This is a genomic window from Paenibacillus sp. 453mf, assembly GCF_900116105.1.
In the GTDB taxonomy this organism is placed as follows: domain Bacteria; phylum Bacillota; class Bacilli; order Paenibacillales; family Paenibacillaceae; genus Paenibacillus; species Paenibacillus provencensis.
Genome location: NZ_FPAC01000006.1, coordinates 108589 through 131015 on the forward strand (window position 1 = coordinate 108589; position 22427 = coordinate 131015).

The 22427-nt window shown below is 39.8% G+C and carries 13 protein-coding genes; all 13 read left to right on the plus strand.

Annotation, left to right across the window (positions count from 1 at the left end; translation table 11 throughout):
• The first annotated feature begins 265 nt into the window (after positions 1–265).
• The gene (locus BM415_RS20210) at positions 266–1360 is read left to right on the plus strand and encodes a hypothetical protein (protein WP_090727663.1); all 1095 of its coding nucleotides are present in this window, start codon (positions 266–268) and stop codon (positions 1358–1360) included.
• 235 nt (positions 1361–1595) lie between these two features.
• Positions 1596–1934, plus strand: coding sequence for a DUF5983 family protein (locus tag BM415_RS20215; RefSeq protein WP_090727665.1), 339 nt, complete (start codon positions 1596–1598; stop codon positions 1932–1934).
• 221 nt (positions 1935–2155) lie between these two features.
• Positions 2156–4381 carry a cadherin-like beta sandwich domain-containing protein gene (locus tag BM415_RS20220; RefSeq protein WP_090727667.1) on the plus strand — a complete coding sequence of 742 codons (2226 nt, stop codon included), beginning with the start codon at positions 2156–2158 and terminating at the stop codon, positions 4379–4381.
• 431 nt (positions 4382–4812) lie between these two features.
• Entirely contained in the window at positions 4813–10908 is a 6096-nt protein-coding gene (locus tag BM415_RS20225; RefSeq protein ID WP_091160979.1) for a fibronectin type III domain-containing protein, read from the plus strand.
• A 222-nt stretch (positions 10909–11130) separates the two neighbouring features.
• On the plus strand, positions 11131–12651 hold the full coding sequence (locus BM415_RS20230; protein WP_090727670.1) for a DUF4365 domain-containing protein: 1521 nt from the start codon (positions 11131–11133) through the stop codon (positions 12649–12651).
• Positions 12652–12830: 179 nt separating this feature from the next.
• Entirely contained in the window at positions 12831–13919 is a 1089-nt protein-coding gene (locus BM415_RS20235) for a hypothetical protein (protein ID WP_090727672.1), read from the plus strand.
• Positions 13920–14119: 200 nt separating this feature from the next.
• Positions 14120–15046, plus strand: coding sequence for a DUF4238 domain-containing protein (locus BM415_RS20240; protein ID WP_090727673.1), 927 nt, complete (start codon positions 14120–14122; stop codon positions 15044–15046).
• Positions 15047–15862: 816 nt separating this feature from the next.
• Positions 15863–16315: a hypothetical protein gene (locus tag BM415_RS20245; protein ID WP_090727675.1), complete on the plus strand. Its 453-nt coding sequence runs from the start codon at positions 15863–15865 to the stop codon at positions 16313–16315.
• Positions 16316–16391: 76 nt separating this feature from the next.
• Complete coding sequence (locus BM415_RS20250) at positions 16392–16994, plus strand: helix-turn-helix transcriptional regulator (protein ID WP_090727676.1); 603 nt, start codon at positions 16392–16394, stop codon at positions 16992–16994.
• A 65-nt stretch (positions 16995–17059) separates the two neighbouring features.
• A complete protein-coding gene (locus tag BM415_RS20255; protein WP_244533615.1) occupies positions 17060–17986 on the plus strand; it encodes a tyrosine-type recombinase/integrase in 927 nt (308 codons plus the stop codon).
• 307 nt (positions 17987–18293) lie between these two features.
• Positions 18294–19373 carry a WxL protein peptidoglycan domain-containing protein gene (locus BM415_RS20260; protein WP_139237039.1) on the plus strand — a complete coding sequence of 360 codons (1080 nt, stop codon included), beginning with the start codon at positions 18294–18296 and terminating at the stop codon, positions 19371–19373.
• Positions 19374–19387: 14 nt separating this feature from the next.
• Entirely contained in the window at positions 19388–20038 is a 651-nt protein-coding gene (locus BM415_RS20265) for a hypothetical protein (protein ID WP_090727679.1), read from the plus strand.
• Positions 20039–20633: 595 nt separating this feature from the next.
• Complete coding sequence (locus BM415_RS20275; RefSeq protein WP_090727682.1) at positions 20634–22049, plus strand: fused MFS/spermidine synthase; 1416 nt, start codon at positions 20634–20636, stop codon at positions 22047–22049.
• The last annotated feature ends 378 nt before the right edge of the window (positions 22050–22427 follow it).

Below are 22427 nucleotides of genomic sequence, written 5' to 3' on the forward strand. Positions count from 1 at the left end.
CTGTAAGGACCCTTTTCTAAGGGTCCTTTTTAATTTCTGTGATATTAATTCTTCTTGTTTCGTGTTATTATATCCATATATCTTAATTCAACCTCACTGAACTCTCCAGCATGCGCAAAGAGAGCATTCTAATGTAAGAAACACCTCACAAGGTGATTAAAGGATTAATGCACACTGTTCGTGTGACCATTTCTTTAGTCGACTCGTGAGGTGTTTTTTATTTTACACCTACAACCCAAAAATTTGATTTACGGAGGAGATTTTATTGAAAACGGCACAAGTAGGACATTTAGATGATTTGGGAATCCAAAACCAGACAGGTAATTCAAGGGTGAATGGAAAGGTATATGATGATGAGCAGTTTACTCAACAATTAGATCAAATAATAAAAGTGTTTAACACAACAAATGGAACTAGATTTAGTTTCCCTAAAAATTTGTTATTAACATTCCTCGATTTATTGTCATCCGAAGGAATAACTGCACCTTTTGTACTTGTATGGCCTTTAGACAAGAAAGAAGGTCATCCGGAATTAGTATCAGTATGTGAACCCGGAGAATGGTCTATTAGAAACGCAGCCACAGCGCACACCCAAACGCACCCTGCTTTTGACGTTTGGAGAAAGCTCACACTTTCGTTAGTGGAAGTCATCCAAGGAAAACGGGATATCGAAACTGCATTTAATGTTATCTCGATTCGTGATTGTCTTCCCCAACACACCTTATTGGCCACAACCTGGCACATCGATGACATTCGAAAACAATTTCCATTTGGTACCTCGGATGAAGAGTTATATCAAAAGCTTCTCGGTTTAGAGAGTTCGCTTCAGAATGTGGCCGTGAGCAGTGGTAATGATGTCATCGAAAATCTTGCGTATGTCAACGATGTGGAAGTGGACAATGGAATTGTTATCCTTAATGCTTGGGCAATAAAGAATGCTGCGGATGGATATGGTGATACATTTATAGATGAGAAGACTGCCAGCGACGCCATGGAGAAATACGGTGAGGAAAACATCCGTAAAGGATTCGTAATTATCGGTGGAAGTTCTATTTCGCCATATATTGAGGAAAACTTCCTGGGTTTTTACGAGCATATGCTGGAGCTTATGAAAGACATCCTGAAGCATCCGGGTATGGAAAACTATCTAACTTCAGATAAGGAATCTTCAGGCTTAGGAGTTGAAGTTGGTATAGGAACAATTGTATTCGAGGGAACCGCGTACTCGATGAGACGCTGCTCCGTTTGCCACTGTGATTTTGTTTTGGAAAGCAGTGATGATCCTAGTAAAGATGGACCACGTCAGCTTGAATTTGACGATATTTGTGACAATTGCATAAGTCAGGGGCTTATAAACTAACCCCTGTCAATAAGAACGGAGAAGTGGAGATAGTTTTCCACTTCTCCTTTGTTTGCAACTCAATTCAAGGAGTGATTCCTTGTAGATGGTTTAGAATTAGTAGGAGAATCAGAATCGACGGAGCACCTAAAAGTTCTGTTCCTAAATGAACTGAAATTAATCAAGCTGAATCACTATAGAGATTTAAGTTTTTCGTATTTAACTCATATTAATTAAAGGAGCGGTATTAAATAATATGGAAATTGTTAAAATGTTAGTCCTATCAACCGTACATATCTCGGAATCAACAGCCAACCGCATGTTTATTGAAGGTAGTATGGATGAAGAGGCACGCTACTTTCAGAAGGTAGCAGGAAATGGTTTAAGCGTCATTTTGTATACAAAAGGGGAGCACGGTTGGCTAGTTCCAATCAATACAGATGATATTCATGAAGGCGAACAATTTAATAATGAAGACGAAACCCCTAAAGACCTTGCTACCGTCATTCGTTTTGCTTTGGAGCACGACTGCAGCTGGGTGATGTTCGATAAAGATGCAGAGTTTGTTGAGTCTCTTCCAAAGTTTGATTGGTGATTATACATTTCGGACATTTAAAAATGTGAGACTAGCTGAGTCCTTTATCAAATTGACCCGTAATATCAGTATTTCATTGATTTAATTCCATTTTTTTCTTATAATATGGACAATCGAATATCTGCCTACGAGGAAGCACCCGGGGCCACTGGAATTTAATCCAGTGGTCCTTTTTGCGTCTTTTAAGTTTAGGAAATCCATTATGAGGAGAAGTGGAGCTAGTGAAAAGTAAAATGTGGTCAAGATTTATTAGTTGTATGCTGATTTTCATATTGATGGTGACAGCAGCACCAATTTCAGTTTTTGCTAATAGCGAAGGAGATAGTCGTCTGGCAAGGGTTGATTTTTCAACTGATGTTTCTTTATCATCATCGTTTAGTCCAGATAATTACTCTTATACTGGAAGAGTGAGTTCGACAATATCCTCGCTAACCTTGACGCCATATGCAATGGATAGCGCGGTATCCATTCAAGTAAATGGTAATGGTGTTATCAATGGAGCGACCTCAAGTTTCATCAACCTTAATACCGGTTGGAATTACATTGAAGTTAGGGTTACTTCCCTGCGAGATAACACTGTCAGAAGCTATTCGTTCCAAATTAACCGAGAAGAAGATATCAACAATGCTGATCTGACTTCGCTTGTAATTGAAAATGCAGAGATAGACCAGAATTTCAAAGCAGACGTGCTGAGGTATACAGGAAAAGTGTTACCGTCTCAAACGTATGTTATTGTGAAACCCAAAGCACACAGTAACACTACTGTTAAGGTTAACGGTACGTACGTTGGAACAACTGGATATCACTTGGTGGACTTAAACGGTGGGATCAATACGATTACTGTTGTGGTAACTGCTAGCGGCGGTGCTACGAATCAATACGAGATAATACTAATTAAACCATCCCCTAGTAGTGATGCCGGTATTAAAAGTATTTCCGTAAACTCAAAGAGTTACAGCACTAACGGGGAAGCATTCGTCACATATATCCCTGAGGGCACCAGTAGCGTAGATATCCAGATAAATACTGAAGACTCATTTAGTACAATTATGCTCAACGGCCAGAAGGTTATCTCCGGGAAGATCGTTAACACCTACCTTAAAGAAGGAGCGAGTGTTGAATTGCCTATAGAAGTTATAGCGTCTAACGGTACCACAACTAAGAGCTACAAGCTCTATGTGATTAGACAGGCAAATACGACAGCAAGTATAAATGGTAGTTCACCTGAGTCAACTTCATCAGGAAGTGGATCAACACTATCGTCCAGTGCAGTTACCGTCAGTTCAAGCGGAGAAATCAATGTATTTGATGCCAAAGGAGCAAACGCAATTGTAGAACGAAGTGGTTCAGTTCGGACCTATAATGTCACTTTGAACACAGAGTCTATTTCTAAAGCAATTAATGATAGCCCCCGCTCAAACAAGCTGGTGGTCGACTATTCAGAAATGATAACATTGAATGACAAACTGAATTTAACCATTGATAGTAACTTGAGTAGTCTTCTTAGAACAAAGAACATTCCAGTAAAACTCATGGGCTCTATTGGTAACGTAACTGTTGATTTAAACAAAATGGTTGGATGGAATACTGGTGGTAGCATTTCGCTTGGAAAAGTAGAACTTGGCGCTAACTTTGATAAGGAGTACATTCCCGAAACGAATTTCATTCAATTTACCCATACAGGCAGCCCAGTAATTGGGGCGAATCCGTTTGATATTGAAATTAAAGTCTTCACCGAGGGAGACTTAAAGTTTGCCAATGTTTATGGCTATGACGGTGCTATATTTGATGTAGTAATGAGCACCTCGGGCGTGAATTCCAAAAAAGCTTCAAATGTTAAAGCGGGTAATTATATTGTAATGAGCTTCAAGAAATCGTTTACTGATATCAAGAATCATTGGTCCTATACGCTTATAGACTTTATGGCAAAGAAACAGTTAATTTCCGGTTATCCAGACGATTCTTTTCAACCAGATCGATACGTTTCACGTTCCGAATTCACTTCTATGCTGGTAAAGGCCCTAGGGGATAAGATGAAAACCCTAAATAACTCCGATGAACCATTTAAAGATGTAGAGGAAAATGACTGGTACTACGAGACAGTTAATTCAGCTTGGAAATATGGGATAGTTACTGGATTATCATCATTGGAATTTGTCCCTGATACCAACATTACGAGGGAACAAATGGCATCAATTGCTGTGAGGGCGCTGAAGCAAATTAAAAGCGCTTCTTCAATTTCTGATCTCCAGGCTAATAATATACTCAGTACCTATGTGGATGCAAAAGCAGTTAGCTCGTGGGCAAGAGTGGAAATGGCGACTGCAATTAATTCAAAGCTTATAGAGGGCGTTGGTCAAAACACTCTAGCGAGTCAAGCTTTGGCGACACGTGCGCAGGCAGCTGCAGTCGTATATAAAATTCTTGATCAAATTGACGCTTTCTAAGCGGACGGGGCACGCTCAGTGTGCCCCGTATGTTAAAATATTTAGTCATCGCTCACGTCTCTTTTAAACAGTTGTTACCTTGATGCCCCCTATATATGAACGTTACATTGTTAGCAATAATCGACTTTACAGTATATAGTACTGAGGGTATAATCTTATTTAATTGAATATCATAGATCGAGGAAGTACCTCGCAGCATGGACTATCGTCCATGACGCGAGGTTTTTTTGCGTTTCAGACCGAGATTGCTCTAACTATTTTTAATTTCAAATGGAGGTGATAGAAGAGGCTATCTATGGTTAGATCTTCAAAACTTGAATAGGAAAGTATAGTAATGATCTAACATACATGTGGAACTTTTAAAGTTCTAACACTCTAAAGATCTCGATCTATAGCAAATTGTTAATGATTAAAAGGAGAGGCGACCCTAATTGGAAAAGAACCTTAAGAGATCCTTATCTATACTCTTATCTGCATCACTTTTATCTACAATACTGCCTTTTCGTGAAGCTGTAGCAGCAAGTAATGCACCTAGCTTTACGGGTGTATATCAGAAAGATGACCATGTGAAATTGGAATGGGCTGTAGATATGAATCCTTCTGACATATTATCAAATACATCATATGAAAGCGGTCAGGAACAGCCGAATTTACTATGGGGTTGGACTGGAGCAAAAACAGGGAATCAATCAATTGTTAAAGGGAGTAATGGAACGAATGTTGTAAAACTAACAGATACCTACACAAATCGAGCTGGAAACTGGTTTAATTATCCAAATACAGATGCCGATTCTAGTATCCATTTATATAAAGGGAAATCTGTACCTGCGGGCTCGACATTGAGTTTGAGTTTCAAGGCAAAGATGACTGGCGGCACGACAGGAATGCTTTATTCCTTTATTACAACAGGCTGGTTCAAAAAAGGATATGAACGACGCGATGATAATGGAAGGATTATCCGTTTTGCTGAGGATGTAGATTTTAATAATCCACCTGAAGAATTCTCTGCTTACGTGGATGGCGGTACTTTGACAATGCAAGATACAAGTTTAGTTGTTGTATCCTCACATGGGACTAACTACGATTACGGTGTAATTTACTATGATTGGAATAACTCAAAAAAGAAATTTGTGAAAGGTACATCAGGAACCGGGGTATGGAATAACCCTTCACCGACTGGTCAGCCCATGACGATGAGGAAAGATGTTTTTAGAGTTGGTGAGCCATTACTTGTTTATAGAGAGCAACCCTCACATTTTCCAACCAGGTGGATGAATGAAACACAAAATAATCAGTGGGTTACTTATAGTTCCAATGTCTATATTTCAGAAAATACTGATTATGATTTTGTAAATCGTGGGGTACTTCCTTATATTGTATGGGCAACAGATGGAACCTTGGAATTAGATGACTTCAAATTAGGATATGCGACCGAGGTAGAAGTTTTTAGAGATAGTGAGTCTATTTATCGAGGCTATTTAGCTGATTATGAAGATTACGCTGCAACAGATAAAGCAAAACCAAATGTGCCAAGTAATGTGAAAGTAACTATGGGTTCTGATAGGAAGGCCCGAGTGACTTGGGATGCTGCCACTGACAGGGGTACTACATACAATTATACGATTAAAGGATATCCCAAAAATGCTAGTGAAACGTTAGTTTCGATTAAAAAACCTGTCACAGTTACTGCCGAAATCAAAGGTTATAGTCTAGTGATCGATCAAAATCCATCTACAATTCCAACAGCTAATATCACGACAACCAGCACCGGTTATACTATGCCAACTGTAGTAAATGGAAACTTTTATGTTCACATCGCAGCGGTAGATAACAAAAATAATATTTCAAGTGTAGTACATATACCCTATGTGGACACGACAAATCCAACAATAAATATTTCACCTAGTAATGAATCATGGACATCCGAGTCGATTGAATTGACTGCGGTAGCAAGTGACGGTGAAACCGGAGTCAAGCGGATTAAGCTTCCGGACGGCACTTGGGCAAATCATGCGACGGCGAGTTATTCCGTGACACAAAATGGAACGTACACCTTTGTGGCAGAAGACAACGCAGGAAATCAGACAGAGTATACCTACACGGTTAGTAACATCGATAAAACTGCTCCGACTATTCAGATTACACCGCAGAGCAGATCTTGGTCGGAAGAGGATATTCAGATTAAGATCCAGTATGCTGATGCTCAATCTGGAATTAATCCGAATAAACGGCAGTACAAGGTCACGACTTCTCCTGAAATGCCCACAGATTGGGACATTGCAGCAGAAGACGAACAGTTTCTCACGATCCATAATGAAGGCACCTGGTATATTCATGCGAAGACTACCGATCGAGTAGGCTATGAAACAACGATAACGACCGAACGACTTCAGCTGCAGGAACAACCCGCAGCTCCTGACCTGCAGGCTTATGGCATTGGTGAAAACAGTGCCACATTGGAATGGGCTGTACCTGCCGCATCAACGTATACAGACGGGTATCGATATACGGTTCAGAACTTATCGACAGGCCAAAGTTGGGAAGTCGAGCATCCAGCCAACTCCTTCGTCGATTCGTCCTTAAGTGGCGGGAACACCTATCAATACCAAGTAGTTGTAACGAACCATGTCGGTCAAAGCGTAAGTAATCCTATTGAAATCACAACCTTGCCAGAAAAACCATCGAGTGTGCAGGTAAGCAAGGATGGACGAGCTGCAGATCGGGCCTTGGTGAATATATCTCCTGTCGATTCAGCATCCAGCTACCGGATTGTCGCCACAGAAACAGCGACACAGCAGGAAGCATTCAACCAGACCGTTACCGACACAGTATATCAGCCTATCAATAACTTGAGACCAGGAAGCACTTATGATATCGCCGTTTCCGCGATTAATGCGACGGGCGAAGGCGAAGCCACACATGTCGGATTCCTCACACTTCCCGATACGCCAGCGGGATTTAGCGGATTGGAGATTACAGAGCATACGATCTCCCTGCTATGGAATAGTGTGAACACCGCGACCTATTATGCTCTTGAAAGAGATGAGCAGCTGATCTATGGAGGGACAGAGCCATCTTACCTCGATACAGGTCTAGAGTCAGGTACATCTTACGATTACCGAGTCGCTGCGGAGAATGAAACCGGCTATGGGGAGTACGCCACAATAGACGATGTCATCACCTTGCCGGCAAGGGTAGAAGGCATCCGCAGCCTTGCTTCTACCACCTCAGACATTTCTTTCGAATGGGATGCAGTTCGAGGAGCAAACGGGTATCTCCTTACCATCAATGGAGGAGAGGAGATCCAATTACCTGCAGAGACCCAGCAGTTTACAGCTTCCGGTCTGGAATCTGGCAGCACCTATGAAATCCAAGTGACAGCGAGTAACCGAAGCGGATCCGGACAATCCAACTCTATTGTTCTCTCCACGCTGCCTGACGCGCCAGCAGAAGTGCTTGTCCAAGAAATAGGAGAACAAGAAGCGACAGTGTGGATACCAGAAGTGCAGGGAGCCACGAAGTATCTCCTGTCTGTCAACGGAAGAACCTATGAAACGTCAAGCGGCGAGATGGTCATCACGGGGCTTAGCGGCGGACAGAATTATCCCTTTACGGTAGCAGCCGGGAATATGGCCGGTTATGGGGCCGCAACAAGCGGAGAGTTCCTAACGCTGCCTTACATGCCGAATAACGTACAGGCTGAGTCTACCGATCATTCAATCGAGATGTCTTGGGATGCAGTGCCATCGGCTACATCATATGTAGTTTATGACAGCCATGGCCAAGAGATCGAAGAGACTCACCAAACAAGCATTACCATGAACGGTCTTTCGCCAGGTAGACCGTATGATTTCCAGATTGCTGCAGTAAATGGAAGCGGAACAGGTAAGAAGGCTGCTTATACTTACTGGACCATCCCTGGATCCGCTGAGGACATCAAGATTGAGGGCATCACCGAACAGGGAGCTGATATCTCTTTTGAGGCAGTGGAGGGAGCTACCTACTACAAAGTGAGCGTGAATGGAAAAGAATACATCAGGGAGACACCCGGTTTAGCCCTAATTGATTTAAAACCAGGAACGACTTATGAATGGGCAGTACAAGCCGGTAACACGGCGGGTGAAGGAAGAAGTACAACGGGATCCTTCTTAACCCTTCCTGGGAAAGTAGATAATCTGTCAGCAAGTGCTACGGAAGACGCCATTTCGATGAGATGGGATCCTGTGAAATCGGCAACGAGCTATAAGATTTATGATGCCGAGATGAATTTAATCGAAGAAGTAGAGAGTGTAGATTACACTCTAAACGAGCTTCAGCCGGGAACGGATTATACTTTCATCCTCGAGGCAATCAATGCATCGGGAACGGGCCAAATGAACAGTATCTCTTATGTGACGGTCCCATCGCAACCAGCTGGTGCTGCTGTTACAAACATCACAGAGGATGCTGCAGAGATACGCATTCCGACTGTAAGCGGCGCTGTTTTTTATGAAGTAGATTTCGAGGGTGAGCTGTATACCCTTCAGGAAGACATGCTTCAGCTTACTGCATTGGAGCCCGGTGTCACCTATCAATACAGCGTAGCAGCCGGTAATCAGGCAGGGAAGAGCAAGAGCTATGTCGGAGAATTCACCACGCTTCCGGATACCGTATTGAACTTGTCAGCGCAGCCGCTAGACAGCAAGCGAGTTCGTCTGGAGTGGAGTCCCGTGAAGTCTGCAGATTACTACCAGGTGTATAATGCGGAGGGTCGAGTAATCGAGACGGCAAGCGATCCAGCAATCATCATCGAGCAGCTGAATCCGGGAACTTCCTATGAGTTTAGTGTCGGTGCCGTGAATGGATCCGGCGAAGGGAAGAAGTCCACGGTCAGCTCACTGACCATTCCGGATAAAATCGCTGATCTTACCATCGGCGAGGTCACGGAGAGCGAGGCGTCTCTTTCCTTTGAATCCGTGACCGGGGCCACATACTATACTTTGAATGTAAATAACATCGAGTCTAGAATCGCTTCTGATCAGCAGGAAATTGAATTGAAACATTTGACTCCGGGAACGAAGTATAGCGTAGGCCTTGCTGCAGGTAACGAGTCAGGGCAAGGGGAGAAGAACGAAATCACCTTCTTCACCCTTCCAGAAAAGCCGGCAGGCGTCAGAATGGGAGCGGTAGCAGCCGAACAAGCAACGGTGATCTGGGATGAAGTTGAGTCCGCCACTCGATATCAAGTTGTAGATGGAAATGGAGATACCCTTACGGAAACGAAGGAAACCAGAGCAACATTGTCCGAACTGGAGCCAGGCCAACAATATGACCTGTTTGTACGAGCAGAGAATGCTTCCGGATATAGCCAGTTGACACCGATCTCATTCCGAACACAACCAGCGAAGGTGGATGTTGAGATTAACGTGGATGAAGTCACCACCAGCGGCGCGAAAATATCTTGGGATCCTGTACCTGGAGTAGACGGATACAAAGTCTATCTGGACGGAGAGTTGGTGGAGGAAACGAGTGAGCCTGCGTATGAGTTTACGGATGTTATGAGTGCTGCCAAAATCACTGGTTGGTCAATCGTCCCTTACAACGAGGTTGCAGAAGTCGGGACAGTGCTCGTACCTGATGTATATACGCTGCCTTCGGATGCATATGAAATCAAGGTGAATGCTTCAAAAGCACGTGAATTGACCTTCGACATTGAAACGGAGCTGAAGAACGAGATCTTTGTTCTCTCTTATCGAGGAAACGAAGTCTACCGAGGGCAAGAAACTCATGTTGTACTTGACGATTTAATGCACCAGACAACCTATTCATTTGAAGCTTGGTCGGAAAATGAAGCGGGAGATCAATCCGATGTTAAAACGGTCGTAGGAACCACTTTGGATCGTCCAGAGGCACCTGTCTCTCCGCCAAGTGTGAACCCGCCTCAAATTTTACCAGAGGAGAACGGCAGCGAAGAAGAGGAACCCATATCGCCACCTATGCTAGAATCTCCATTTGAGGATATCGACAACTCTTGGGCGAAGGACCAGATCCTTAAGCTGTATGAATTAGGTATTGTGAAAGGAACAGGAACCCAATTCGAGCCGGCTCGATTAATTACCCGGATTGAATTTGTATCGCTACTTGTAAGAGCGCTGCAGCTGGAGACCGATGAGACCATTGAATTGACGTTTCACGATACGAATGAGACCGAGTGGTATGCTGAGGAATTGAAAATTGCACTCGCTAATCAAGTGGTCAAAGGATTTAGTGAAACCGAGTTTAGACCGAAAGAGATGATCACGAGAGAACAAGCATCTAAAATGCTGGCCAATGCACTGTACGGACCGATGATACCGGAAGGGAAAGTTGAATTCACGGATGTAGAAGAAGTATCCAGTTGGGCAAGATCAGAGGTCATTGGTTTAGGCGTCAATCAATTAGTTCAGGGATACCCGGACGGTACCTTTAAACCAAAGGGGAAGTTAACGAGAGCTGAGAGTGCAGCAATGATTTATCGGATGTACGATACAGTGTTTGGTATTCGTTAGATAATAGAGTTATTGTTTATCTTGAAGCAAGGGTTCTACACACCCTTGCTTTTTTTAAGATATCCCCCGATGGACTCCTAGTGAAAGGCTCATTATTTCAAGTTATAACTTCTATAAAAGCTTGGAAAGTAAGTTGGAATTTTGATAGGTTATACGTTTTCTCATCTTTATTTCCGAAAAAAGTATATACTCTAAATAAATTAATAAATCTTGGAGGAACAAATGGCGAAGTATAGAAATAACAGCCAAAAAATCGGTGAATTAGGAGAAGACTTATTTAGAATTTATGCCCAGCGATCACTTAATTTAATACCAAATAAACTTGAACGTGACTATGGTATAGATTTCTCATGCCAGATTGGAAGTGAATCAACCAGTCATAAACAATCAATGCATGCTGAGTTTCTTCTGGTGAATGTGAAAAGTTCTGCTAACGACATTCCAAGTAGTAATCTTAATAAAGCAGATATGGAATTCACACTTAAATCTACACAGCCTCTTGTGTTTATTTTGGTTGATACTCTTAAAAATGAAATTTATCACCGTTTTTTTGATGAAAAGTTACTCCTTGAATTTCATGAACGTTTGTCAAAGAAAAAAAACTCTTTCCGATTGGATCCTTCGAAAATGAGCAATGATGTAGACCATTTCATTGAACAATTGTCTATTATAAAGAAAAGGTCATACCAGAATAAGCTTGATTTATTGAAGGTTCAATTAGAACTCCAAAAATTAATTGGAGATATGAAACTGAGCATTAGTCAGTCGGAAGAAGGTAGTGTTGCCATAGTTGAGGTGAACCAAGTAGAGGATCTGTTTGACAAAACTCATAAACTTTTTCCACGTGTACGAACTTCTTTTTTATCTGAAGATCTTAATAAGTTGTCTTTGCCACAAAGCACTTTCAAAAATATATTTCAACACACTGACGATATCGCTGACTCTTTATCTGTTATCGCTCCTTTAGTTTATGATGTGTGTCGTGTTACTTTAATGCGAAAAGGGAAAGAGATTGCTACTTGTCAGTTTGAAATAAGGGGGTTTGGAGATGAGACGGCTTACTATCATCCTAGCGGTTTAAGCTTATCTGTATCAAGAAGAAGAAAAGCTGAAGACAACCAGTTCCGTCACTATACAGAGGTTATTATTACTGAAAAAAATGCTGATAGTATGTTTAATTACCCTGAATTAATTAACTTCTTAGGGAAAATTCGGCCTGGAGATACTATAAATCAACTTTCGGTTTCTGAATCCTGGCCAATACTACTTTATCTCGGTGAAGTTGTTCGACATTTACCTAAAATCTATGACGCTCTTGCAGTAGAACCCTGTGTTCAACTGAATGCACTTGAAAATAAAGAAACATGGTTCTCGTATATGTTTGTTGCGAAACTGTTGTTTGATAAAAAATCCACGCTTCATTATAATCCTGAAACAGATAATTCAACGTTAAAAGTAATAAAAAACAAGATACATTGTCCCTTTATAATTTGTTTGCCTGAGGGACAATTTGTGCTAATAATGGAGTTTGATAGTGAATTATATAGAGAGGAGTCTGGTAGAATAGTTGGTATTAAATCAACACGTAATCCAATTGCTAAGTCATGTATAGCCATCGAAAGCATCGGTATATCTAACCCTATATTTCTACTAACAGAAGAAGTAGCGTTTATGTTTTCTGCAGATAAGCAGCAAGCTGAAATTATAGATAATCCTCTAGGTATACGAAGTATTGTATTGTAAGATTCAGCTACAATTAAGTGAACTTAAAGTTGGATGCTGCGAAACTAATCCAACATCTCTGATGCTAGTAATTACACGAGGGCTCCAGTAGAATAATGCAAGTTTTAGATGCAGAGATATAGGAGTAACCAGTAAATGGACAAGCTTGACTGATCTGAACGGGAAACGGAGCTGAAATTTTGGAAAACCAAATTAAATTAGAGTTCGTCACAGCTATTAATTATTTAGGGTTAGATGAGGATGATTGCCATGTTGTAATTGATGAAATAGAATACGGAACTTGGGAAGAATTCAATCAAGCTATATATGAATTTGAAAAGCCTCACTTTAAAAATGTTCGAGAAAAGCTTGGACTTGTTTTAGAACTGATTCAAAGCAGTGAACAGGTTCAGTATACATATCCTCCGAGAACAAAACACGAAATGAATGGCGGGATCAAGATAGCGACTCGTCGAGGAGCTCGACTTCATGAAATTGAATTATTTAATCTCTATTTTCGTTTTCGCTCTCATTTAGCAGGTGATGGAATTGCTCTCATGTATAAGTCACCTTCTTCTCAAAAGGAACGGATTATTCTTTTACCTGACAACACTGAACAAAGATATGAAACAGAGAAAAGATATTATTTGGATGAAGCTAGGGATCTGGTTTTTAAAGGGCACATGAAATCAGATGACCAAAATAATCTGATTGAAAATCTAAGGATGTTAAATCTCCATGAGCGTTGCGCCCAATCTCTAGAACACGAGTTTGGCCATGTTCTTAACGTTCGTGAGTTTGAATCATTGAATTTTAGACCTAATGATGAAGCACAAATTTACAAATGGTTTCTTGAGTCAGGATATATGTTTAATATTGATAAAAGGATTCCATTATTCGATAAAGATTCAGCAGCCGTAAAACTCCATATTTTAAAAGAGGCTCTCGTGGAGGATTACCGGATATCATTGAATATGTCTTCGGAACGTGGTAAATTTATATTACCAAATAAATTCTGTTTTTCGGGTGATTTTCAAAATCCAGACTTATTAGAAGAGGGAGTGGATCTTATGAAACGCATGTTGAATAATCAAATAACTTCTCAAACGCGTCGGCCCGCGTCCTCGTCGGATTTTGACTCAATCATTGCATATAAACAAGTCGTTGCACGGCGTAAAAAGCAGGATTGGGTGGCCGGATCCCAATCTTTGACAGAGGACATCATTCGGCGAGACTTGGAGGAACTTGAACAGTCAGCTATAAAACAGGCAGCAGTATCAAGAATATAGAAGTAAAAGCCATCCACAAGGATGGTTTTTTTGTTTTTGGATTCGACATACCTCATGAATATGAGTTGATGATGTTTTTTGATGACTATTATCTCAACAAAATGAAGTTGTAAGCTGGGATCATGGATATAAAGTTTTTGACTTGCTACCGGGAGCATTAAGCGATCGAGCAGAATATATACTTTGAAAAGGGTGGTCAAATGGGAGGGAAAAAAAGACGGCAGCATTATGTTTGGAGGCATTATTTGACTGCCTGGGAGAATGAAAATGGTAGACTTTATTGTTTACGGGACAATAAGATTTTCCCTGCCAGCGCTAGAGATGTTGCAAATATCCGCGATTTTTATCGCTTAAATGAACTTACTACATTCGATATTGAGTTAATAACGACTGTTTTCATAGAACATTTGGGGCCTCCTGAAGTTCAAAAAGTTAATAAAGATTGGATTATCTATTTCAATCGGATCTTCGAAATTAAAAGGACTTTAGAGCAGAAGAGGAAATCTTCCGAAGAAGTGAAGGCTCTATTTGACTTGGAGATCAATAATATTGAAGAAGAACTTCACAATAGAATTGAAGATACGGGAAAGCCGTATTTAGAGTCTCTCAGAAAAGGTGATGCATCGTTTTATCAAGACGAGCAGGGGAAGGCAGAGTTTAATGAATTCATCTGCACTCAATATTTTCGGACAAATGTGATAAAAGAATCATTCCTTAGAAGCATGAAATTTATTCCTGGGAACTGGTCTGATTTCGATCCGGAAAGGATTTGGAACGTTTTAAAATATGTATTCTCTACGAATTTAGGTCATCAGATGTCGCTCCCTAATAATAATTTTGTCTGCATAATTCTAAAAAATAACACACCTACTCCATTTATAACCGGAGATCAACCCGTGATCAATACAAAGGCGGATTACAATAATCTAGAACAGACTAACGAGTTGGAACTATATTATCCAGTATCAGCAAAAATAGCTCTGCTTTTATTGCAGAGCTCTAAGAAATGGGATGACTCAATCGATATTGAGGAAGGTGAAGTTCAAAGATATAACGATCTCATCTTTAAAGGTTCTAAAAAGCAGGTATATGCTAACGAAGTGGCAGTATTAAATTGCTTCAATTGAGCAGAAACCTAACAGTAACAGCTTTGTCTTAGACCATGAGGGAAATGGAACAAAGAGCAGAGAAAAATTTGAAACTTAACGTTTACAAACAGATTGAGAAAGAATGGCTTTGAGCAAGTTCCAGCTTGGATATATGTTTATCGTCCACCGCCTGAGTCCCTGCGACGTTAAAAGTAGCAGGGACAACAAGCCGTGAAGCTCTGGAGCAATCAACTCGACTTCGCCTAAACATTTTTATATCAAATTCTCCCTCCCTCATTTTAATTTAAACACATATATTTTTGTTCATAAAAATGAATATACAAATAAATATGAATATATTAAGTAAATTAATAAGTATAATAAACAATTATATGATCATTTTAATATTCATTAAACTATTCAGTTTTGATGAATCTAAATTTCTTACGGTCAACAGAAGAGTTAACATAATAAATTACTAGTAAACTCAAAAGTGAACTGTTTACAAAAAAGGAGACTAGGAGGGGGATTGGGGGGAATAAACACAGTTATAAGATTTATCAACGAAGAGAAAATTCAATAGATAAGATATAATTCTGAAGAAACATCTACTTTTATAAGAACATATGTGCTAAAATAAGTACGCCAAACCCAGATTTTGCGCACTTTCAAACTAAAACGATTTTTAGTTAGGAAGAAAGGTAGTTTCACATAAAAGAAAGTCGTTTTATTCCAGTATTTTTAAGATTAATAGAATAAATTAATAGACAAGAATAAGGTGTTCGAATTTTTCGAGATTACACGATAAAATTTAATGGCCGATAAATAAGGATGGATGCATTTGGAGGTAGAGTGATGGTTTTTGTGAAAAAGGTAATTGATGAAGCGTTAGATGACGACATTCATTTGATCGACCCGAATCTTGGAAAGTATAGGTTAGAACTTCAACCTATCTTAGAGACATCATTTACAAAGAAATGCTGTATTGTTTTGCTGGATAAAAAGATTTACTATAAATCGTTTCCTATACCGTTTACAGGCAGTAGGAAGGCTATTATTATCGAGGATGATGAACAAAAGCTTAGACAATTGATTCGTGATGAGTTTCCTGATCATGATTATGAGATAGAGTTTAGTAAACCAAGATATAAGGTATACCCAGAGTGTTTAGTTCATAGTATAGACGTCTTATCTGCAAATGAAATTAAATTTATGACTGAAAAACAGCTCGATCTTTGGCAACCTGTTATAGAAATAGCTGTATCAAAGTTCCGAGATTCCCTTAAGGGTAAGAAGAGAAAGAAATAGACTTGTATATTAAGAAGATTACATATTAGTCCTTTAAAGAGGGAATAAATTCTTAAAGAGGTGAATTTAGATTTTGATGGATAATAGTAAGGTATACGACAAGCAACATAGGTATCTTGGGAAAGGTATAAAGAAGCCCCGATTTCGTACTCCTACCAAAAATACTGTTAAAAATCGTATTCTCATGGCACTGCTCTATGGTACAAATACTAAAATTTCGGAGCTTGCTGAGGCAATAGGTGTTTCGAAGCGTACTGCACATTCTTGGGTGTATGAAAGAAATCCTGGCGAAGCCAATAGAAAGAAAATATCTGAATTTTTTGGTTTACCAGAAGATGTTTTGTTCTTTGAACACTGCGAGGAAATGCAGATTAAAATACCTTTTGAGACCAAACTACATCAAGGTTTCTTAGGTGATAAAATATTGAATGTAATACTGGCAGGTTTAATGGTAGTCCATAATATCAACCACCGAGATTTAGCTGAGTATTTAGGGTACAGTAGACCTCTTTTCCGTACTCACATTCATGAAGGAAGGATTCCACCAATCGAGATCATAGATAAGGTTTGTAAGTTTTTTAAGCTTCCGCCGCATATTATATACAATCCAGATTTGTTCTTGGAAACGAGATTTACGGCTAAGGAATTCCGTCCTTACTACTCTAAATCTAAACAATAAGATATAAGAATTTACTAACCGTAGCATGTAATAATTTCGAAAGGAAAATAGGGGGAGGTGAGGCGTTGGACTCGTCACGTAAATATGAATTGGAAGATGTATATGATGAACAAATTCGTGCTTTTTCTATATGGATGAAGCAATCGGGTTATACAGACGCGACACAGCGTGAATATATGAGGGAAGTTTATTCTTACTTTGATTCATTAAATGGAACTATCCTCGAAAAAGCAGGTAAGATCGATATAATAAACTTTCTTGTGAGTAAGCAAGAGTCTACAAGCGACCGAACCCGAAATCGATCACTTTCGGCAATTAGATCGTTCTACGTAGCGATGATAGACTTTGAGATGGCTTCTAGGAATCCTGCAATGGAAGTAAAAAAATCAAAGACTGAAAGGAACAAGAAGCCAGTTTACTTAGAGGAAGAAGAGTTAGTCGAAAGTCTTCAGTTTATAAAAGGCAGGTATCGCAATCGAAACATAGCCATATTCCTTCTCATGGGATACTGCGGCCTTCGCGTGGGAGAAGTTCATCGATTAAACCTTAAGGACTTTAAGCGTTCGAAGGCGACAATTGAGGTCTTTGGTAAGGGCCGTAAATGGAATGAGATACCTGTGCCTGAACTGCTAGTTGAATATCTAAGTAAGGTTGAGGAAGAACGGATTACACCATACAGCAAGAAGGAAGAAGCCTTTTTTGTCTCACAAAAGGGAAGGCGGTTATCGATCCGTCAGATTCAGAAGATCGCAAACCTAATGTTTACAGAATTTAAGAGCCAAAACCCAAAATTATCGGACATGAAGTTATCCTGCCATAAACTTCGGCACTCTTTCGCGACAATGCTCCTCAAAAACGGAGTAGATATTCGCGTCGTAAAGGAACTACTTGGACACTCCTCGATAGAAACGACAATGATCTATACACATGTAAACGATGAACAAAAGAAAAAGGCAATGGCTACTGTGAGCATTCCGCTTCATTCCCTATGAAATGTACTGTAACGAGGCGCTGCTGATAAATGTATAGCGAAGTTTAGATTATTTGATCATGGATGCATGATCAATAGTGTATCATGCATCAATATAAAAATTCCGATTAGGTATATTGACTTAGGATAAAAGTAGGTATATGATCATTTTAATTGAATATTCTATCGAGGAAGTACCTCGCGCTTACATTGGTAAGTGTGGGGTACTTTTTTGTTTTCTGATAAGGAAATATAAGCATGGCCCAACAATTTTAATGATTTCTTGAGCAAAATTTGGAAAGTCTATCAAAACAAATGAGGAGATCAGAATGATGAAGTTAAAGACTATTCGTATTCAAGTTCTATGTATGCTGTTATTCACTTTATTTGCTAATACTGCTTCTGCTACAGACTTTAAAGTATCAATGATAATAGCTGACAAGAATACAGAAACCTTAGCTGGTGGTTTTCACACAAAAATCACTCCAGGTTCGAAGCATACTTATACAGTCACAGTCACAAATCATAGCAAGGAAAATGAATCAGTATTTTATTTGTATCCTGCTGATGTTGTTCCAAAACTAAATGGTGGTAAAAATTTTAGAGATTATGGAGAGACAGTATCGGGTCCAGCTAAATGGATTAAGACAAAGCCAGAAAAGATAATTCTTCAGCCATTAGAAGCTAAGAATTTCTCATTCAACATTGAGTATCCTAAAGATTTGAGTTACGGCCAATATATTTCTTACATAGCATTACAAGAATATAAAGAACCTGAAGTAGTAAAAAGTAAATCTCAAGAAGTAACCTTCCAAACTGATGCTTTAACTAAAATCGGAATTCAGATTATTGGCGATTATAACTCAGATCAAGCGAATTCAAAATTCTCGTTCTCTGATTTTGAATATGAGTATTTAAGCAATGGTTTGTTAAGTGTATCACCACATGTTGAAAATGGTGGAAACATTCTTGGAAAGCCAGATATTGAAATGAAGTTAATTGATCTCGATACGAATCAAAATATTTATGAGAGTTCATTAAGTATGGATTCCGTATATGCTAACACGGAGGCAAAAACTGATTTTATCTTAAAAGACACTTTCCTTGAGCAAGGGAATTATAAAGCTGTATTAGTAGGAGAATGGGAAGATCAAAGGTTCTCAAGGGAATTTGAATTCACCTTAAACCAAGAAGAGGTCACCACATCTCAAAGAACACTTGCGGACAATAATATTATTAAGATAGTCACACAGAAAAATGATACTCAGGTAATATTATTGACTGCAATTTTAGGTTTTATTGTTATGTTACTTCTTATCATTCTTCTATTTAAGAAGTCAAAAAGAAAATCTGAGAGGGGTGATGAGTATGTAACTTCTAAAGAGACTCTAGAGGCGACTAAAAACTAAAGGAGAGAATGAAAATGTCAAAAACAAAGAAGTTTGGAGCATCATTACTCGGTCTGGCACTATTAGTGTCTGTTCCTTTATCTGCAGCAGCAGAGGAAGTTGGTCAATCGACTGAAAGCCAATTTAGCTTAGTAGGGGGACAACTCACATTTTCAGCGGATCCAATCATTTTCGCACCTAAGGTAATCAACAGTAATGAATGGAAAGGTGCAACGGTATCAAGTAAAATTTATCTTACTGATGACACGGGTCGAGGAGACGGATGGACACTTACGTTATCTGCAGAAGATTTTTACAGTCAGCCACTTACCGACCCTTCTTCAGGGGGCAATGGTACATATGTCTTGTCCTATCCAGCGTCTAGTGTTGAAGTAAGATCTGGAGAAGTCCTTGTGAGTATTGGGCAGGAAGTGGATCCTACACACGGACCGTTGTCTAGTTCCTTCCATTTGTCATCGACTCCACAAACTATTTTCAGTGCTCACCCTGGATTTGGTATGGGTGATTATGAAGTGATTCCAACATTTTGGATAAATACTCCGAAGACTGTAACCGTTAGTCAGCTTAACGGTGAAGGATCCTCTTACCAAGTTGGGGATACAATTGGTGCTGTGGCAACTACATACACTAGCAAGTTAACTTATACTCTGGCGAATGGAATTTAATTAATGTTAGCTGGTAGCCTGATTTTTATTATAGCGTGCCTTATAGCCGTTGTTCTAAGCAAATTTTCCGCCTATTTCAAAGATGACGGCTTTGTTGTCTTGTCTCAGATGACGATAATGGCTGGACTGGTTGCTAGTCTAATGATAATCTCCTAAACTATTAGCAAAAGATGCCTATTTCAGTGAGGCATCTTTTTTTATCTCTTTCCGATCGTATGCCTGAAAGCTCAGTCACAGGACCATTGTTCAAGAGCAGTAAGTGGAATAAGTATTGACCTATAGTGCTAGTATATATATACTAAACAATAATTAAATACTTTTGTAGGGAAGCACCCTTTTGGCGATAAAGCCATATTGGGTGCTTCCCTTTTTCTGTTTAACAGGGATTTTAAGGAGGCAAAGTTTTGAATCTATTCCGGAAGCAACGGTTAGGAATTCAAGTCGGATTACTGAATCATCAACACTTATCTATATTTGAGAAATTATGGTCTAAGTTATGGCATTTCCAAATGAACACTTTTTTGAATGAAGAACATCGATGTAGCAATTACAAGCAGACGGATTCAAATTGCTGTCTTAGAGAGGGGGAGCGGAGATGATTTTATATTATACACTCGCATTTGTGACCAGTTTTATTTACATGGGATTTGAGATCGCAGCTGTAAGAGTTCTTACTCCTTATTTTGGGAGTACTATGTTTACTTGGGGGGCCATTATTAGCACATTTCTTACCGGATCTACAATAGGGTACTGGTTTGGAGGAAAACATGCTGATAGATCTAATTCTCAGGTTATGGTCATTCTGTACCTTTCAATCGCGATGATTACTGTCGCAGCTGTTCCTATGGTGTCTCCAGTATTGAACTCACTTAATGAATTGCCTAATAATATTGGAGTGCTACTAGGTTGTTTGCTCCTTTTTCTTGTACCGAACGTTGCTTTGAGTGCTATCGTCCCTGCGATTACAAAGGAAGGGCTTAGCCTTTCGTTCAGTGGGGCTCAGATTGGTAAGTTCCATACGATATCCGCAGTAGGGAGTATCGCAGGTACTATACTCGTAACATTCTGGCTGTTGCCTGCGGCCTCGTTGGAGGTCATATTTGCCTCATTTACTGGTGGGCTTGTTATAGCTTTAATCCTTTATATAGGTTTGAAATTCAGAAGAAAAATGGTGTTTGTGTTACCTAGCTTTGCGTTTTGTCTTCTTCCCTTTCTTCAATTCGCAGAGAGTCATATTAATGCACCAGGTACACGATTAATCGCTGAAGAATCGAGTGCGTACCATAATGTATATATTGTTGAAAGCGAAGAAAGGAATGGTATTCCTGGGGAGTACCGCTACATGCAATTTGGTCCGAAGGGCTATCAAGGGGGCATTAATCTAGATAATCCAGATGAGGTATTATTCAAATATGCTCGTCACTTCCAAGAGGTTGGAGACAATTTAATTACAGATATGGAGCGAGTTTTTATCGTTGGTCACGGTGTAGGGACGACGGCTCGCCATTACGAGAAACTTGGCAAGGATGTGATTACAGCAGAGATCGACCCTGTTGTTGTTGATATGAGTAAGAAATACTTCTTGTACGAAGGAGATTCTGTTGAAGTTGGAGATGGTAGAAAGCTCCTGTCCAAACAGCTCGATCACTCCATTGATTATCTCGTGCTTGATGCATACAGCAACGATGTCGTGCCTTTCCATCTAACTACTAGGGAATTCTTTGACATCACAAGGCAAAAACTCAGTCATAATGGAGTGCTGGCTATGAATGTGATTGGGAAATTACGTGGAGATGAAGTCCTTGAAGCAATTCATTCCACGATCGCAAACCAATTTCCTTTCGTACGTGTGTACGCAAGCGCTGAAGATCAGGACAAGTTGCAAAACATCACAATACTCGCCAGCCATTCACTCATTGAACAGAAAGAATACAGCGAATATTTTGAGGTGAAACTAAATCCTGGAGAAATTATAACGGATTCAAGCACGAAGTTTAGCAGGTTGAATTAATTATTGTCAGCTGTATAGTCAAGAAATAGAATTCTGTTAAGCTGCCGGCGAGTACAAAACGATGTGAAATACTTTTTTGGTTACCTTAAATGGGTGGGGTCGAGCAAGAACGTGTCGATGATTAATCCTGCTTCTTTATTAAAGTAGACTTTCACTATCTATGCGAAGGATCGAAAGTCTGCTATAATTGATGTATACCTTTACTTTACTGTTGACCTTTTTTATAGTGGTGGCACGCGCCATACCACTTATTCTTATGAATTCAAATGCGCCCATGGGTGATTACTATGTCTAATGACATTTTATCCTTTGGTGCGCTTTTTAATGTCTAAATTACGCTTGACCAAAGCTGCTGATTCTAAAATCGCCAATGCGAGA

Bases quoted from the DNA above. Each gene is read 5' to 3' on its own strand.
- BM415_RS20265 (WP_090727679.1), top strand. From the start codon at position 19,388: ATGTCAAAAACAAAGAAGTTTGGAGCATCATTACTCGGTCTGGCACTA.
- BM415_RS20240 (WP_090727673.1), top strand. From the start codon at position 14,120: ATGGGAGGGAAAAAAAGACGGCAGCATTATGTTTGGAGGCATTATTTG.
- BM415_RS20275 (WP_090727682.1), top strand. From the start codon at position 20,634: ATGATTTTATATTATACACTCGCATTTGTGACCAGTTTTATTTACATG.
- BM415_RS20230 (WP_090727670.1), top strand. From the start codon at position 11,131: ATGGCGAAGTATAGAAATAACAGCCAAAAAATCGGTGAATTAGGAGAA.
- BM415_RS20260 (WP_139237039.1), top strand. From the start codon at position 18,294: ATGATGAAGTTAAAGACTATTCGTATTCAAGTTCTATGTATGCTGTTA.
- BM415_RS20215 (WP_090727665.1), top strand. From the start codon at position 1,596: ATGGAAATTGTTAAAATGTTAGTCCTATCAACCGTACATATCTCGGAA.
- BM415_RS20245 (WP_090727675.1), top strand. From the start codon at position 15,863: ATGGTTTTTGTGAAAAAGGTAATTGATGAAGCGTTAGATGACGACATT.
- BM415_RS20250 (WP_090727676.1), top strand. From the start codon at position 16,392: ATGGATAATAGTAAGGTATACGACAAGCAACATAGGTATCTTGGGAAA.